The organism is Psychrobacillus sp. NEAU-3TGS, from assembly GCF_029955155.1.
Taxonomy (GTDB): Bacteria; Bacillota; Bacilli; order Bacillales_A; family Planococcaceae; genus Psychrobacillus.
Window position 1 is genome coordinate 576,119 of the sequence record NZ_JAPNOZ010000012.1, and the last position, 15,960, is coordinate 592,078.

Below are 15,960 nucleotides of genomic sequence, written 5' to 3' on the forward strand. Positions count from 1 at the left end.
ATCTAAATGATGATTTTGTTTAACTAAAGTATCAGTATGTTTAATAATAGCCAAGTACAGTACAAATCTATTTCACATAATGTTTTTTAAAATCTGGATGGATGGAAAATTTGCGACGTAAATTGACGAGGTTCTTCCCAAAGCTCTGCTCCAAAAGTTCTTTATGTTGTTCCATAATTTCCATAAGATATAAATCATGAATCATCACTTCTGTAATTGGCATGACTAAACCTACATGCATGGTCCATGCTGCACGGCTATCTTTACCCAGCGAGACAATACCCGCTACAACTTCTGTATCGTCTCCACTGATGACAATCCATCGTCCCCCATACTCTTCGGTAATTTCATGCCCCATATAATGGAGGTACACATTAGCAAAATCAGAGGCGATTTCCCCATAAGCAATAATCGTTACGTTTACTCCTCTTTTTGCTGCCTGTCTCAGTTCAGTCTCCATTTCTTCAAAATCCTCTTTCCAGACTTCTAAGAGAATTCTTTTTTGGGAAGATGTTATACAAGCTTTTACCTTATCAAGTATTTCATTGCGTCCCGTAATGTTCCAGATGTTTTCACGGTCATTTGCTGATTGTTTATACTCTGCTAATGATTTTTCTGCCAGTTCAAAATGCTCTTCTGCTTTCATTCGGCGATTTTTAATTAGTTCCTTTGCAGGAATAGGAGAGTAGAGTGGTGTGTTTCCGGGACTGATCAGAATATCTCCTCGCATGGCGAGACTTTCCAGAACTTCATAAATCTTCGATCGGGGCACACCTGAATGTTTTGCAACTGCATAGCCAGTTAATGGTGATTCTTGTAATAAGGTAAGATATGCTTTTGCTTCATATTCGGTAAAATTCAAATTTTTTAATGTATCTAAAATGTTTTCCTTCATATATCCTCCAAGACAAATTTAGTCGCTACCTTTGTAACTAATAGTTTAACAAAATCTATTGATTTTATCCAAAATATTCTGATATAATTATAAGTAGTTACTGCGGTAGTCACTAACAGAAAGAGAAGGGAGAAACAACATGGATAGCTTACTAATATATATTTCAATTGCTGCAATGATGGTTATCATACCTGGAGTAGATACGATGTTGCTAGTGAAAAATACGCTCGCTTATGGTCCAAAAGCTGGACGTTTTACGGTACTCGGTATGGCAGCGGGACTCTCTTTTTGGACGCTTATCGCCATTCTCGGTTTATCTGTTGTCATTGCAAAGTCTGTTGTTCTTTTCAGTATCATTAAATATTTGGGAGCCGCCTACTTAATTTATTTAGGGATAAGAAGTTTTTTTTACTAAAAGCATGTTTTCTTTAGAAGAGATTCAATCACAAGCAAACACACCTACAAAATATTCAAATCAACATAATAAAAGTTCCTTTATGCAAGCATTACTTAGTAATGTTCTCAATCCAAAGACTGTTTTGGTTTATATAACGATCATGCCTCAATTTATCGATTTGAATGAAAATGTAAATCAGCAATTGATTATGTTAGCCTTCATCCTTACTTTACTCGCTGTTTGTTGGTTTCTAACTCTTGTTTATGTGATTGATTATGCAAAAAAATGGTTGAACAACTCCAAATTCCAGAAGGCATTCCAAAAATCAACGGGATTAATTTTAATTGGGTTTGGCATAAAAACAGGCATATAAGAAAAAGAATTTCAGACAATAAAAAACCGGACTAACCCACGAAACTTTAATTTATTGTTTCGTCGTAGTTCGGCTTTTCTTTTTATCTTGTTTGGTTAAATCAAATATTATTCGGCTTTTGCAAAGGGAAATTAGATATGTACTAGGCACTGTATAACTAAATCCAAATTATTTTCTAGCCAAATCACCGAAGGCAGAAGTAAATATATCTATTCTAATAATGAATGTCATGTTGGCTTATTTATTCAACTACTCCCCCATTATCTGAAATAGGATCTTTAAATTCTACTTCGAGAAGTTGCTTTTTCATCACCAGATTATCTCTTCATGATTGCATAGTCCTAAGCATCAGTCACTACATAATCAAATAGCCATTGTCCCTCCTGTTTGATAAATCCAATGTTGATAGTACTATGTCCCTCAGAAAAATAATTTGCAAAGCCAATTGTCAGCTTATCGTTTTCCATTTGATAATAACGATACTCTAGGTTTTCTAATAGATAAGGCATATCATTCATTTTATAGCTATAGTCAGTAGAGTAGATCGTTCTTTCTTCTACATTCACTCGAATATTGGAGGAAGAAATGGATGTAATGTACTCATAATCTTTATTATTTATTGCAGTGAGAAGTTGGAATGCTAAATTCAACGTTGTCCTTAATGCTTCTTTTTCTTCCTCATCCTTCTTTTCCATATCAGATATTTGCTTTTTCATTTGCTCATTTGTCATTTCCAACTTTTCTATTTGGGTTATATTATTTACATCACTATTTTCCCATACTGAGCTTGATGGATCCTTACATCCTGCTAGTATTAAAATGAAAACAATTATAATAAACATCTGTCTTTTCATATTATCCTCCAAAATTTGATAGATACTGCCTGTTAGTTGAATTAGAAAGCATGTTCATTTCAGTTATTTTCGTAATTTTAAAGTTATTTGAATGGTAAGAAGGATGCTTAATAAAGGGATTAGCAGAAATAAAACCTGATCACCTTTAGTCAAATTAGGAATATCACTAACAATCAACCAAAGCAGACAACTAAATGTGTTTAACCCGAGGAGAACTCCCCAAACAACTTCTTTTACAATTTTATATAATCTATTACCAGTTAGATATCGTATTTACAAGAAAATAATCAAAGCCATCCCTAACACTATAAACAATGACTTCTCGAAGGAATAAGTTAAGGAAACGGCTCTTCCCAAGGCATATCTATATAGATTAAGTTAAAGAGACTAATTATATTATAGATAAAGACAAATAGCAGAGCATAAAGATATACAACCCATTCACATACATAAATAATTGGAATATTATCTTTCTCACCCTTTTCACCTACTCAGTTGATTATATTTTCTTTCATTCCTTCTCCATGAATAACTGATAGCAAATGAGGCTATAAAAAAAGCGGTCACAAAATAAAGGGACAACACGAAAATTTGAATAGCAAAGGAAGGTTCTAAAAAATTGTATGATCTATAAATACAAACAATATTAATAAAACTATCATATAGTATTTAAGAATATTACCTTTATAGAAAGTTGAATAACCGCCCGTTCTGATTCTTTTCCATTTTTCATGAAATTCAGTTTCCTTCGTTTCCATAAAAGAGCACCTCATTTAATCTTAATATTAATTATGAGATTACCTCATTTTAGATTCAATAATCTTTTTGTTCCAGTGGTGGACAACTTGCCTCGTTAATTTGACTCCAACAGCTATGTGACAAAGCCTGGTGCACTTAACTTCCTCTTAACGCAACTGCTTCCGAATTACCCCAGTTTTTCTCTTATGTATAAACCAAAAAAATATAGTTAGAAAAAGTAGAAAGAACGGAGTTAAACCAACGTATTTCCAAGCATTGTTTGCTCCTGAAAAATAATATGCTATCGGTATAAATGTAATCGTACTAATTAGTAAGAACACCCAAGACGTCTTAGCAACTCCAACAAATAAAGTTGCAATGGAAACAAATAATGAAAGTTGCCATAGTAATAACATTTTCCATCTCTACTTAACTTATTATTCTTAATGTAACATTCCCTCATAATATTTCCAGTACTTGCAGTATTAACTCCATATGAAAAAAGAGCTGCCTAAGCAACCCATGAACTTTAACGTAAGCATCTTTAACACAATAAAGATAAACAAACATGTACAATCGTTTTATACACTAATTTCCTCAATAATTGAATTCCCCTCAGTAGCTTCAGAATCAAGCCATTTCCAATTTTCATATAACCTTATTCGCCCATCGGGTAAAACTTTAGGAGTAGAAGTACATTGTCCACCTCTAATTTCATTTTTGTTATTAACGTGGTTATATCTAAATTCTAAGCAACCGTCTTCCTTTATTACTCCGATCAATGTCCCTTTTACAATTTCCCCTCCACCATATGTTGCTGAGATGATATGTCCCTCTTGTTTGTAATCAAAAATAGTCTTAGAAGAAACCTCACCGTTATCTGTATTTTCAATGGAAACAAAGCTACGACCATTATAATCTATCACTTTCTTTTCCCCCCGCTTAAGAGTTTTGTATAATCTTCTTCGTTAATGTTTTCAGCATTTCAACAGTTTAAGATATTCGCTTTTTTATCGGCACAAATAAATCAACTTTCATTTTCCCATCTGGGTCTTCCCAAGGGTTATTCAAACCAAATTCCAGATTATATCTAGCGTAATCTGCCTCATACTCACTATTTGGCAACCACTGTTCAAACATATATTTATAAGCTAAATTCAATAATTCTGGTTTATCATAAAATGGATACCAAGCATACTGCCCTCCATCTAACTTTTTGAATTGGATACTAGTATGTTTCTCTTTTTCAAATCCTGCAGGAATGGTAACACAGGCATCATGTCGACATTTATCACCTTCCACAAATTCAGGGTTATCTAAAGATATCCCTATAAATGATTGGTGAGGTGGAAAAATTCTATTTTCATTTGACCAGTGCATCAATTTTTCCCAATGATCCTGTGGTTCAAAATAGCTTCCAACTCGTCTTACAAACGCTACCTCATATTCAGGTAATTCCTTTATTACAATATCTATATTGATCATCTCCTAAAATAGCATAATCTCTTTATTCGCTATTTTTTGTATAAATCCTTTTCGGCCCTGTTGCTTAAGTTCAATTTTTCAATTCAATTTAAATTAAATTAACAGTAATTGGATCAAAATCAATTCGTTTATTATCTGTTTGTTTATTACTTACATAAGTGAAAGGATAAAATGTAATAGATGTTGCTTCTGGACATATACATACTTGGGTTCAGATTTACCTACAAAACAAATTAAATTGGCGGAAGAAATAAATGCACTGGCAAGATTATTAAACTGTCAGTTTATTATAACGACCCATTCTCCATTTATGTTGGGAACACTAGATGCTAAGATTTATAATCTTGATGCTCCTCTTTTGAGAACATATAAATGGACTGAACTCAATACCATATTGATTATCGTTACGTTTTGATCGTCTTTATACCTTTTTATTTTTATTTTGCAAATTCTCTTACCAATTATGTATCCACCCCACCAAATAGGAATAACAGTAAAATACAATGTATACAAAAATCTAAAAGTAAGTCCTTCTGTCCATTCTATTAAATAATTACCGTTAATCATATAAAATACGAAACCAATTATGGACGAAATAATTAAAAAATCCATCAGATTTGCTACCATTCTTATACCAAATCCTGTGGGTTTTATTGAGTTCATCTAATCCTCCGTATTTCCAATTTTCTATAAATTATACCATTATTTTAAACTACTAACCTACTGAATTTGTACAATAAAAAAGCTTTACTCCTTTTGAAGTAAAGCACCTGTAGCCCATTAAATTATTTCTTTATTAAGGTAAACTCTTCACTCTTTCCATCCCATTCTACTTTTATGACTAACTCATCTTTTATACTTGTAGAGGCACTATTAGAAATCGGGAAATCGCTTTGATATAAACCTTCGTTATCTAAAGAAACATTATTCTCACTAAAATCTATTACTCCGCCATTCTTTGCTTCAACATTGTAACTAAAATTAGGAATATCCTGTTTGCTGTATTCTTTGTAGTTAATCTGAAATTTATAGCTTTCATCTCCGTCAGTCTGACTAACAGTTACTTTGGAGGACCAATTTTCTCCCTCCCCACTAAATATTAGATCATTCTCCTTCGCCTGGCATGCAAACAGTAATAGGAGTATCAAAAATACCAATGCTAAAGTGATCTTCTTGATAGAAATCACCCCTCTCCATGAATTGTTTTTATCCCATTTCCCGATTTTTTTATTGAATTAAACTGCTTTGCTAATGATAAAAGCACCGTTCCTCAATTTTCGTAAAGAGAAATTGAATGACAAATTCCTTTCCATACTTAGACTCAACTTCGATTTCAATCTGCAATTCATCACATAATTTCCTAACAAGATATACTCCAATGCCAGTAGACTGCTTTCTATAAGGGTGATCTCCTGTAAACCCTTTATCGAAAATGAAAGGAAGATCAGAATTTAGCACTCCGATACCATTGTCAGTTATCCTTAGAAAATATCTATTTTTTACACTGTCAAAACCAGTTTTTAGCGAGATAAAGCTAGCCTTTTTTTCTTTAGAATATTTGTCTGCATTCATCAGGAGCTTCATCCTAGAGAAATAATTACATACAGAAACTTTCAACGTATACTAAATAGGAACTCCCTTCTCCAATAAAATTCTAAGTAATTTTATTTAAGAAATATTATTTCCTGTGTATACGGATTAAAAACTAACTCGATTTCTTTTGAATCTATAATGACATTCATACGGTAGACTTCTTTACCAGATTCTACTTGAGTGATTGTTGTAAAATGACTGTCTATCACCTCTGCGTCGTATCTTTGCTCTACTATTGCTTTTGCTTCAGCATAGGTATAACTAGGTTTGACGAATTTATATAATAGAGTGCTACTCCCAATTCCAATTATAAACCAAACGATTATTTTAAAGAGTATCTCTTTATCTTTTTTATCACCAAAAGCCATAAACAGAATATATCCACACGTTACTAAAAATAACGTTAGTATATTCGGTACAAAATAAGAAAGGGAATTTATCCGTTCGTATTCTTTCGAATCGTAAAAAAAGTAGAACAGGCAGAGACTTGTGACTATTAAATAAATGATAAATGTGATGATGTTCCTCTTCTCGATTAGATTTCCCCCTAATTTTTTCCTAGTGTCATGGAAATAATATTATAGTCTTTCATAACCATCTTCATTATCAGACCAAATTAAATTAGTGTTTGACTCTAACCCATCTGATGACGCTTTAACCCAATAATCTTTATAAGATTTTTGTTATTCAAACAATAGCTTTTGCTTATCCATAATATTCTTCCTCATATATTAGTAGAGCTCTTACGGATAGTATTTCCGGTTGATCCGTACGGTTGGAGAATCTATTGGATCTTTTCTAGTAAACTTTATGTATTTTTTGGACAAGGGAGAAATGCTGACCTCCTATGATTTAATCTTTGGCTATTGTTTAACTAAATTAAGTTTTACATTTTCCACTTCAACAATACCTTCATTTTCTATTTTTATCTCTGCTTCTTCTTCAATAATGTCCTTGAACTGTGTCAAAACTGTATTAAAGTCCGTATGCTTACCAAGCATAAAACTCATTTGATATTCTACATCTATCCAAGTGCTGATATCCGCCTCATTATGTTGAATTTGTGCTTCCAGCTTATCTAAGGCATTTGCTACTTTTGCCTCAAACGATTGTTTGTTTTCAAATTCGATCCAAAGATTGTATATATCTTCCCCTAATTTCCCTTTTAGAGTATCTTTAATATTCTCGATTGCTCTCATCTCATTCATTTCTTTTTCTTTCTTTTTTTCCATGTTGTTCATCGTTTCGAATGCTGGTATGTCTCTTGCTTCAGCTTCCACCAAATCATGGATTATGATCATTTTTAATAACTTTGCAATATCAACCTTTTTATCTAAATAAGGTTCGATCAGCATAGCCATTAATGATACTCTCCAAGTATGTTCCGCTACACTTTCTTGCCTACCAGTAGATAGCCAACTGTGCCGTAGTTCATATTTTAGTTTCTCTCCTAATTTAATTACTTTCAGTATATCTATCAAATTTTCTCTCATTATTTTTCCTCCAATTAGCATATTTTCATTTATCTATGTATGGTTTTCCTTACTATATTAATTTATTATGTTGTACAATAAGCCAGTCTTTAATGATCGTCTATTTAAGCACTATAAGAAAAGGCGATCGTTAATGATCACCTTTCCAGTCTCTAATCTAATTAGAAGAGTCGCTTAAAAAAACTTATAAGCGTTCTTTCCTGCTGTTTTTGCACGATATAAGGCATTGTCTGCATTTTTAAGAAGCGTTTTTAAATTGATGTTACTATCGACAGGATAGGATACTATTCCAATACTTGTGGAGAGTTGATATTTGTTATCCCATGTATTTAGACAGTTAAGCACATATTCCGCTCGCTCACTAAGTTCCTCTCTAGTAGATAGCTGAGCGAAATGGATGACAAACTCATCTCCCCCTAGTCTTACCGCAAATGCCTCATTGTGCTCATTTACAAATTGTTGAAGCCTTCGAGCAACTTCCTTTAACACCAGATCACCAGTATCGTGACCGTGTATATCATTTACCTCTTTAAACCCATCCATATCAAGAAAGAATAGTACTCCTCCAGTTTTAGAGTGATCCTCAAAATACCTGGAGAGATAATGCCTGTTGTATAGTCCTGTCAAAGAGTCTTTATAAGCAAAATGCTCTAGTTCCAGATAATAAGCAAACATCTTGGCTATTTTTTGAAGCAAATTTATGCTCTTTTTGTCAAAATGGCTTTCTTCATGATGCGCCACACACAATGTCCCAAACCTTTCCCCATTCACAAGCGAAATAGGAATTCCCAGATACGATTTAATATTGACTTCTTCGAGAATATTTCTCAAATCGACTGAACAAGTTCCATCTTTAATATCCTCATACATTAATGGTTGTTTATTTTTAAAATCAATTCGATTACAAACCGTTTCGTTAAGGTTTATAACCATTCCCTCAGTCAAGAGAATACTCGTATCTTCATTTGAAAGCTTTAGAATAATTTGCTGTTTATCACTAAAGGAGGTTAAATAAATCAATTTGTCAGGCAAAATTTCTTTTGCAAGATCAAGTACATCACTAGCAAGCTCATCAAATTTTCTATACATCTGTAATTCTTGTAACGTTATTACCATAAAGCAGCACCTCTATTACTATCAAAAATTATTTTTTATCGGAACATTAAGTGCAATAATTCCTTCACTATTTCTATTAAGGTTAACATAGATAACGATGTGGGTTCAAAAATCTGCCCACTTGTTCAATAACAGTTAAACAGTGAAAAAGTTATTTCTTTAAAATTTCAACTACTGGAGCAAATCACTATATTTACTGCCCGAAACAATTTCCTTGGCACCCTTTTTTGTCCATTCCAATATAGAAATATCAGGATTATTTTCAATGAAGCTTTCCGTGATTTGATAACCTATTTTATAATTCGAGAAACTCGGGATATCTTTACGTGAATTGCCGTAAGCCAATTTATCGTAAATAACAAAATTCATAGATTGGCCATTCAAGCTTAATTCTTCTAACACATTAGCCTCTTCCTCATTAGATAACTTTCCAAATGACTTTTGTTTCAGGATATACAATACTTGCAAAGTAATCTGCTTTGCCTTCTTGGATGGTCAAATCCAAGATGTTATACTCAATCGGTACACTATTATGCAAAATATTAACGGTGTGATGATATTCGTGAGCCACAATGTATTTTACTGTTTCTTCTGAAACGGATGGATCAATCATCAGTAATAAATCACTTTCAGAAAATGTCATACCACTCATTCCTCCCCCTGTATTAATGAGATGCCATTCCTCAGGATTAACCGGAAAAATATAAATATTAGTATCTTTACCTGGTAACAGTTCTGCCGATTCCGATATGGCTGCCTCTATCCATTTATTAATTTGTTCTTGATTTTCAAGTAGCTCACTCGTCTTTTTTTCTAAGTGCTCTATTTCCCAAGACGGTGAAAGAGGGTCGCCTAATGTGATATCATTAATGGAGGATTGCTCCTTAAATGGTTCTAATACATACTCTGTATAGATAGCTTTTTTATCAAGTTCAGTGTTCTCACTGATTGTTCTTGCGTATTCCAACGTTTCGTCGAAAAATGATATAATTTTAAATTCCTGTCCTTTATATGAAAAACGGTAAGTAGTTTCAGCAGAACTATTGTCATCCTCCATTATCTCATGAGCTTCTTCCTCTATTTCTTCATCCTGTTGTTTAACCTCTGTGCAGCCCCATATGAACAATACAAATAACAGTAAAATAGCTAACTTTTTCAAACGTCGCATTCTATCTCTCCATGTACTTTATTAGGATATAGAAAAGAATTATTTTATTTAAATCAATGATACTCTTATTTCACTATAATGCTTTGTTAATTGAATATGAAAAAATGCTTTACCCCTTCTTGAAGTAAAGCACTCGTTAGCTTAATAAGACATTCCAATTTCTATCAAAGCATATGGACAACTTAATCAACTAAGTTTGGTATTTATTCTCCAAGAATTATGCCAATCACCTGTAAAGAGTCCGGGTCAACAAATATTTCAGGTGCAGCGATAGCATCTTCTATAGTAACTGTAAAAACTTCTTTTCCTATATATGATTGATCTATACTTTTATTAGTGTCATCAATCGTTATTCTTTTAAATGTTGCCTTTTCCCAGTCACTTCTTGAGTATGTTTCAAAATTCCAATCTTGCTCTTCCATATAATTTAATACCGAATTTAAAATCTGAGTGTTTGTGTTTACACTTTCTACTATATTCTCCTCGGTTTCAGTATTTTTACAACCAGTTGCAATAAGGGAAGCTGAGGCAAGGATAAGGATAAAAATAAAGATTTGTTTTGTTTTCAAAAACATAATTCCCTTCCTAAAATAGGCCATTGGTCAGTATATGGGTATCTGCATGCAGCATGCAATATTAAAGAATCACTCCTGCAAAATTCCCTTTTAACACTTCTTTTTCATGCTGATTTTTACATATAAAAGAGGCTGTAATAGCTGTTCTATTATTCTTATTTTCCTGTATCTCGAATTGGTCAATTGTCACTTCACAAATGATTGTATCTCCCGTAAACACAGGTCTTAAAAACTCGAAATGCATGGAACGGGCTAATACATTATGATTTCCACCTACTTTTGTTGGCAGAGTAGCCGTAAGTAACCCTTGAACTACCAGTCTTCCCTGTTCATCTGGTGTCAGATGATGAATCCCCTCATCTCCCGAGATTTCTGTAAATAATTCTACATCTCTTGCGGTAAAATCCCGTTCAAACGTAATGATATCTCCCACTTTTAATGACATTTAAATTTCCCCTTTAAAATGAATTTAATAAAGCCTTCCATTCTTTCGGTTTTATGGTCTGATCCATCCATTCCTTTGCTGGTGCTTGATATGTAGCAGTGGCGATTAACTGATTGTCTTGCCATTTTGAAGCACCGGAACGAATCATTTCATCGAGCAGGATTTTAGTAAATTGTTCTGGCTGAACCTGAAAAGAGTAACGGGCAAAATCTTGAAACCAGCCGCACTGCAACAGATAGTCATCGATCTCTTCTTTGGCTAATCCATCTTTCATGATTAAGGTGAATGAAAAAATTCTTTTACATGCATGCCATGAAATCTTCTCAGGCATTGTGAGCCACTTTTCGAATCTGCTCCTTGCCGCCTCAATAGAGGCCATAGGATTCTCTATTGGGGGCCCATGTCCTGAGTAAGCTTTTTCTATTGGAAGCATCGACAACCGCTCCAAGCTCTCTAAAGATCTTTGGATAGACGAAACGCCCTCGCGAAAAATATTTAACCATCCAATATCATTGTTATGAAAGAGATCCCCACAGATTAAAATTTTTTTCTTCTGGTTCATATAAGGAAATATGTCCCAATGTATGTCCAGGTGTGTGTAAAACTTGTAATGTTCTACTTCCAGTATAGATTTCTTCATTATTAGAGAGCTTTCTATCAACTTGATAAGGTTCTACAGGATGATCAAGCCATTCGGCACTGCAGGCTTCCGAATCACCAACATGATCACTATGATAGTGCGTGTTCACGATAAGGTTTAATTCTTCCGGTGAAACACCCGCTTCTCTTATTAATCGCTCTGTTTCTTTCACATCACTACCGAAACCAGTGTCAATAAGAATCGATAGCTCATCCTTAACAAGAACCATATTTGCACTTTGAAATTTTCTTTCAAAGAAAACAATAGTTCATTTGTTCAAAAGCTATTCCCCCATTAAGGAACCATAATTTGAATTTGATTGAGCGTTCACTCAACTTTAATTACACATAATTTCGGAATATTTAAAATAAAATTATTTATTCTTTTTATTTTAAAAGAAAAACTGTTAATCAAAAAATTCCATATGATCTTTTTCTGATTTATAGTATTGTAATCTATCTAGCAATGTTCCAGTATGAAATTCAAACTTATGACCATCAGGATCAGTAAAATAAATAGAGTTCTTATCTCCTTCATCTCTTGGACGTCCCGCTAAAATATTTACATTCCATTTTTCCAGTTTTTTATGCATTTTTTCAAACTCAGCCTCATCAATGGAAAAAGCTATATGTGTATATGATTGACTTATTTCATTACGAGGAATATCTTTCTCTACATTTAGTGCAAGCCATATACCATTTAAATCGAAATAGGCAGTGGAGCTCCCTTTCACTAACAATTTGGCTCCCAATATATTTTTGTAAAAATCAATGGAATTTTCTAAATTGGAAACTGAAAATAATAAATGGTTAATACCTTTTATCGACATGTTTATCACCTCAAGATTAATATTTTTCAACCAACAAATACAGAAATTAGTAAACTGATTGCAAATAATAGATATGCAATCTGGATGATTACATACATAGTATACTCAAAAGTCGATAGTTTTCTTTGCTTCTTGGTTTTTGTTAGATGGCGAACATATAAAAAAGATGACATAATCATAACTACAACATAAATAGCCATTAAAATATCTGCGATGAGTGACAAGCACACCAGCTCCTTTACAATATCTACGAATAGTGGGAAATAAGGTTTCGGAAATTTCGAAATATATGTTGTACAATAGAAAAAGAGCTGCCTAAGCAACTCTTTTTCGTCAGTTGTCCATTCTTTTTTTATACCCTTTATGAGGGAGGTTCCAGTCAAAATAGACGGATAGTATCCTTAATATAACAATCATTATTAAGAGCAAAAATGTAGCAGACGATCCTCGTATAAAACCAAAACCAATGACAAGACCTACTAGTACGGCCCAAAAAGCATAAATACCAGAACTAAAAATCATCGGTTTTCTGCCTGCGAACACATCTCTTATCATTCCACCACCCGTTCCAGTCATGTAAGCCGCAATAATTACTACCATTAACGGTGCATCGATGGATACAGCATAATTTGCCCCTTGAATGGCGAACGCTGCTAAACCGATTGCATCAAAAAATACTACAGCATTTTTCCAATTAATAATCCATTTATTTGGCATTATATAAGCAATCGTAATAGTCAAAGATGCTATTTCAAACAAATGAGGTTGTAGCCAAAAGTTCTCAATTGGTATCCCAATCAATATATTACGAATAAGACCGCCACCGAATGCAGTCATAAATCCTAGCACATACATACCGAACAGATCATAATCCTCTTCTATAGCGATAAGCACACCACTTATTGCAAATGCAATGGTACCAATAATATTAAGAATGTCCCATGTCAAAGGCAACTCCTCCTTTCTTCATCGGTCTCATTCATCGCAAAAAGTCGTTCAAATTGAAAGTTTTGAACGACTCTACTGTTTATGCTTACATACTTAATTATCATACCCAAAAATAGTGTTGCTAAACTAATTTAAAGGTATAATTGGCTGGAGGAAGTACGATCAATTGGAGGTGGAAGAAATGCAAAAGAAATCCCTTACATTACTAGGAGTAATACTGGCTTGGATTGTTATTCTTGCCTTTTTGTTTGTACAATCACAAAACGATGAGAAGACATTAGCTGAAAGTATGGCGGAGACGAAAAAGGAACACCAGAAAGTGGAAGAATTTTTAATGGAATTAAATCAAACACTAGAGCACAAAGATTTCGGTGAAATAGGTACAACCTTCTCTTATGAAGGACGTCTACTCACCCTACAAGTTACCGATCAAGCGTTTATTGATCAAAACGAAAAGCTATTAAAAACACTTGTCCAAGATATTGCAAAAGAAAATAAGCTGAATGCCATTAATATTCAATTGGAAGTTTCGAATTGGTCCGGTTCGATGAGTGAGGAAGATAAAAAAATAAATGAATTAATCAATGAGGTTTCTACAATATCAGCTGAATTATTAAACGAAAAAGGATATTCATTCAATGCAATGATGGTTGATCCAAGAAAATCGAATCCATATGTAGATATAAGAATAGACGAAACGAAAACGTATGATGACGAAGCGAAGGGCGAAATTCAACAGCTCATTTCCAGTGCCATTTTTTCCAAGACAAACATGAACTTTGATGTGAAAATAACAAGAAAAAGTGAGAATGATATACGAGATGAAAAATGGCAACCAATTTTCGATGCAATAAGAGAAGAAACGGATAAAAAGTTTGACGAATATAAAGGATTTGCTTACTCATTCCACCCAGAACCTTTGCAGATTATTATTAAAACAGACATACCCAACTCGAAGTGGGCATGGATTTCCAATAAAAAAGTCGAGCAGATAGAAACATATGTACATGACATCATTGAGCTAAAAAGAGAAGAGTTAGCAGTAGAAGAATTGCCATATGAAGTTATTATAAGAGGAAAAGATCACAAGCGATTAAATTAAGGAAAATCTTGGGTGAACTGAGCTTTTTCTTTATCTAAACAGTAATATAGTGTACGAGCTTTATTCTTCTAACCTCCTCTTTTTAAAAAAGAGCAGATCAATCAGCAAAAAACTAACGGACATCCAATCGTGACATATAACTTTAATATAATACCGATTAATTCCATCCTAAAATGTACCTTTAAATTTCTCCGGTTTTTTCACATAGCTTTCCATGATAAATCCACAATCTGTACAAATAATGTATATAATATCTGATTGTTTTCCTCTATTTATATAGTATATTTTACCGCAATATAGAAGAATTTTATAGAATCGAGCTAGGATCTTTTAGAAATGCTTTACGTAAAAAAACCAATCAATCATATGTAATGACATAGATCGATTGGTGCTTATTAATGTCGTAAAAGTGGCATTGAACAACACCGGAACGAGCCTCCTGATTTAATGATTTCCGAAAAATCTACCTCCACCACTTTATATCCATGCTTTCTCAACTCATCATTAACATCCTGATTTATTGGCAAACTAAACACTCGATTTTGACCGATAGATAACACATTCGTACCCATTGAGAACTGCTCTTTCTCACTTACTTCGATTAAATGATACATACTCGCCAAGTGGTCCACTATCTCTGGATCGAGCGCATCGGGATAAATTAATGCATCTTCGGAGGACAAAATATTGAAAACACAGTCTAGATGTAAGTATTTTGAATTAAATGGAATAGGAAAAATCTCAAATTCCGGTAATATTTTTTGCAAAGCTTCTACAGCTTTCATACACGTACGTTCGCTAATTCCTATAAACACATGATTGCCATCTATGATTACATCTCCACCTTCTATGGAATGATTGGAAAACTCCATATAGGAAAGACCTTGTTCGTTCATCCACTGGGCTAATATTTCCTCCTCACCTTCACGAATCGGATTCGCCATTTTGGAAATAAAAAAGCGATTTCCTAAAGTAAAACCAATATCTCTAGTGAAGACCTGTTCAGGATGATTCTTACTTGGTTTTAGTTTAATCACTTCTACACCAGCATTTCTTAAAGTTTGTTCAAATAACTGATGCTGTGAGATGGCAAGTGAGCGGTCAATATTATCATGTTTATATTTTTTCTGCACATCATTAATCACTTCTTTAATTTCCATATATTGCGGTTCACATAGAACGACTTTTTGGAGCGTTCCATATTCATTTTGACAATGTATTTGAGCTTGCGTTTGACTTATTTTCACAATGATAATCCTCCAATTTCTTTATTCCTTCTTTTATATTCCCTCTTTTTTTCATTACATAA

Annotated in this window: 22 protein-coding genes and 1 pseudogene; 2 read left to right on the plus strand and 21 right to left on the minus strand. The window is 33.4% G+C overall.

Annotated features, from left to right (window positions below):
- Positions 1-67 precede the first annotated feature (67 nt).
- The gene (locus tag OR571_RS19225; RefSeq protein ID WP_282245201.1) at positions 68-895 is read right to left on the minus strand and encodes a TrmB family transcriptional regulator; all 828 of its coding nucleotides are present in this window, start codon (positions 893-895) and stop codon (positions 68-70) included.
- Between the two features lie 139 nt (positions 896-1,034).
- Between OR571_RS19225 and OR571_RS19230 the strand changes: the two are divergent.
- Positions 1,035-1,665 (plus strand): annotated as a pseudogene (locus OR571_RS19230) (homoserine/threonine efflux transporter).
- A gap of 341 nt (positions 1,666-2,006) precedes the next feature.
- Here the strand turns inward: OR571_RS19230 and OR571_RS19235 are convergent.
- The 19 genes from OR571_RS19235 to OR571_RS19325 form a co-directional block, all read right to left on the minus strand.
- Positions 2,007-2,519, minus strand: coding sequence for a hypothetical protein (locus tag OR571_RS19235; RefSeq protein WP_282245202.1), 513 nt, complete (start codon positions 2,517-2,519; stop codon positions 2,007-2,009).
- Between the two features lie 905 nt (positions 2,520-3,424).
- Positions 3,425-3,673, minus strand: coding sequence for a hypothetical protein (locus tag OR571_RS19240; RefSeq protein WP_282245204.1), 249 nt, complete (start codon positions 3,671-3,673; stop codon positions 3,425-3,427).
- Between the two features lie 165 nt (positions 3,674-3,838).
- Positions 3,839-4,183 carry an avidin-fold protein gene (locus tag OR571_RS19245; RefSeq protein ID WP_282245205.1) on the minus strand — a complete coding sequence of 115 codons (345 nt, stop codon included), beginning with the start codon at positions 4,181-4,183 and terminating at the stop codon, positions 3,839-3,841.
- A 67-nt stretch (positions 4,184-4,250) separates the two neighbouring features.
- Positions 4,251-4,742, minus strand: a complete 492-nt coding sequence (locus OR571_RS19250; protein ID WP_481900415.1) for an AraC family transcriptional regulator — start codon at positions 4,740-4,742, stop codon at positions 4,251-4,253.
- A gap of 336 nt (positions 4,743-5,078) precedes the next feature.
- Positions 5,079-5,369 carry an RDD family protein gene (locus OR571_RS19255; protein ID WP_282245206.1) on the minus strand — a complete coding sequence of 97 codons (291 nt, stop codon included), beginning with the start codon at positions 5,367-5,369 and terminating at the stop codon, positions 5,079-5,081.
- 158 nt (positions 5,370-5,527) lie between these two features.
- Positions 5,528-5,929 (minus strand): hypothetical protein, encoded by a 402-nt coding sequence (locus OR571_RS19260; RefSeq protein ID WP_282245207.1) that lies wholly within the window; start codon positions 5,927-5,929, stop codon positions 5,528-5,530.
- Between the two features lie 61 nt (positions 5,930-5,990).
- The gene (locus OR571_RS19265) at positions 5,991-6,314 is read right to left on the minus strand and encodes an ATP-binding protein (protein ID WP_282245208.1); all 324 of its coding nucleotides are present in this window, start codon (positions 6,312-6,314) and stop codon (positions 5,991-5,993) included.
- A 92-nt stretch (positions 6,315-6,406) separates the two neighbouring features.
- Positions 6,407-6,703, minus strand: a complete 297-nt coding sequence (locus tag OR571_RS19270; protein ID WP_282245210.1) for a PepSY domain-containing protein — start codon at positions 6,701-6,703, stop codon at positions 6,407-6,409.
- A 495-nt stretch (positions 6,704-7,198) separates the two neighbouring features.
- Positions 7,199-7,828, minus strand: a complete 630-nt coding sequence (locus OR571_RS19275; RefSeq protein ID WP_282245212.1) for an HD domain-containing protein — start codon at positions 7,826-7,828, stop codon at positions 7,199-7,201.
- Between the two features lie 174 nt (positions 7,829-8,002).
- Positions 8,003-8,944, minus strand: coding sequence for a sensor domain-containing diguanylate cyclase (locus OR571_RS19280; RefSeq protein WP_282245213.1), 942 nt, complete (start codon positions 8,942-8,944; stop codon positions 8,003-8,005).
- Positions 8,945-9,115: 171 nt separating this feature from the next.
- The gene (locus OR571_RS19285) at positions 9,116-9,346 is read right to left on the minus strand and encodes a DUF2268 domain-containing putative Zn-dependent protease (RefSeq protein ID WP_282245215.1); all 231 of its coding nucleotides are present in this window, start codon (positions 9,344-9,346) and stop codon (positions 9,116-9,118) included.
- A gap of 16 nt (positions 9,347-9,362) precedes the next feature.
- Positions 9,363-10,112, minus strand: coding sequence for a DUF2268 domain-containing putative Zn-dependent protease (locus OR571_RS19290; protein WP_282245216.1), 750 nt, complete (start codon positions 10,110-10,112; stop codon positions 9,363-9,365).
- Positions 10,113-10,315: 203 nt separating this feature from the next.
- A complete protein-coding gene (locus OR571_RS19295) occupies positions 10,316-10,681 on the minus strand; it encodes a hypothetical protein (RefSeq protein WP_282245217.1) in 366 nt (121 codons plus the stop codon).
- Between the two features lie 67 nt (positions 10,682-10,748).
- Positions 10,749-11,132: a hotdog family protein gene (locus OR571_RS19300; RefSeq protein ID WP_282245218.1), complete on the minus strand. Its 384-nt coding sequence runs from the start codon at positions 11,130-11,132 to the stop codon at positions 10,749-10,751.
- Between the two features lie 13 nt (positions 11,133-11,145).
- The gene (locus tag OR571_RS19305) at positions 11,146-11,565 is read right to left on the minus strand and encodes a hypothetical protein (protein WP_282245220.1); all 420 of its coding nucleotides are present in this window, start codon (positions 11,563-11,565) and stop codon (positions 11,146-11,148) included.
- A gap of 82 nt (positions 11,566-11,647) precedes the next feature.
- Positions 11,648-12,001, minus strand: coding sequence for an MBL fold metallo-hydrolase (locus tag OR571_RS19310; protein WP_282245222.1), 354 nt, complete (start codon positions 11,999-12,001; stop codon positions 11,648-11,650).
- A 177-nt stretch (positions 12,002-12,178) separates the two neighbouring features.
- Entirely contained in the window at positions 12,179-12,601 is a 423-nt protein-coding gene (fosM, locus tag OR571_RS19315; RefSeq protein ID WP_282245224.1) for a FosM family fosfomycin resistance protein, read from the minus strand.
- Between the two features lie 26 nt (positions 12,602-12,627).
- Positions 12,628-12,825, minus strand: coding sequence for a hypothetical protein (locus tag OR571_RS19320; RefSeq protein ID WP_282245226.1), 198 nt, complete (start codon positions 12,823-12,825; stop codon positions 12,628-12,630).
- Between the two features lie 109 nt (positions 12,826-12,934).
- Positions 12,935-13,549: a trimeric intracellular cation channel family protein gene (locus tag OR571_RS19325; RefSeq protein WP_282245228.1), complete on the minus strand. Its 615-nt coding sequence runs from the start codon at positions 13,547-13,549 to the stop codon at positions 12,935-12,937.
- Between the two features lie 181 nt (positions 13,550-13,730).
- On the opposite strand from OR571_RS19325, the gene OR571_RS19330 reads away from it, so the two are divergent.
- The gene (locus OR571_RS19330; RefSeq protein ID WP_282245230.1) at positions 13,731-14,651 is read left to right on the plus strand and encodes a hypothetical protein; all 921 of its coding nucleotides are present in this window, start codon (positions 13,731-13,733) and stop codon (positions 14,649-14,651) included.
- 395 nt (positions 14,652-15,046) lie between these two features.
- On the opposite strand, the gene OR571_RS19335 is transcribed toward OR571_RS19330, so the two are convergent.
- Positions 15,047-15,901, minus strand: a complete 855-nt coding sequence (locus OR571_RS19335; protein ID WP_282246300.1) for a dimethylarginine dimethylaminohydrolase family protein — start codon at positions 15,899-15,901, stop codon at positions 15,047-15,049.
- Between the last annotated feature and the right edge of the window lie 59 nt (positions 15,902-15,960).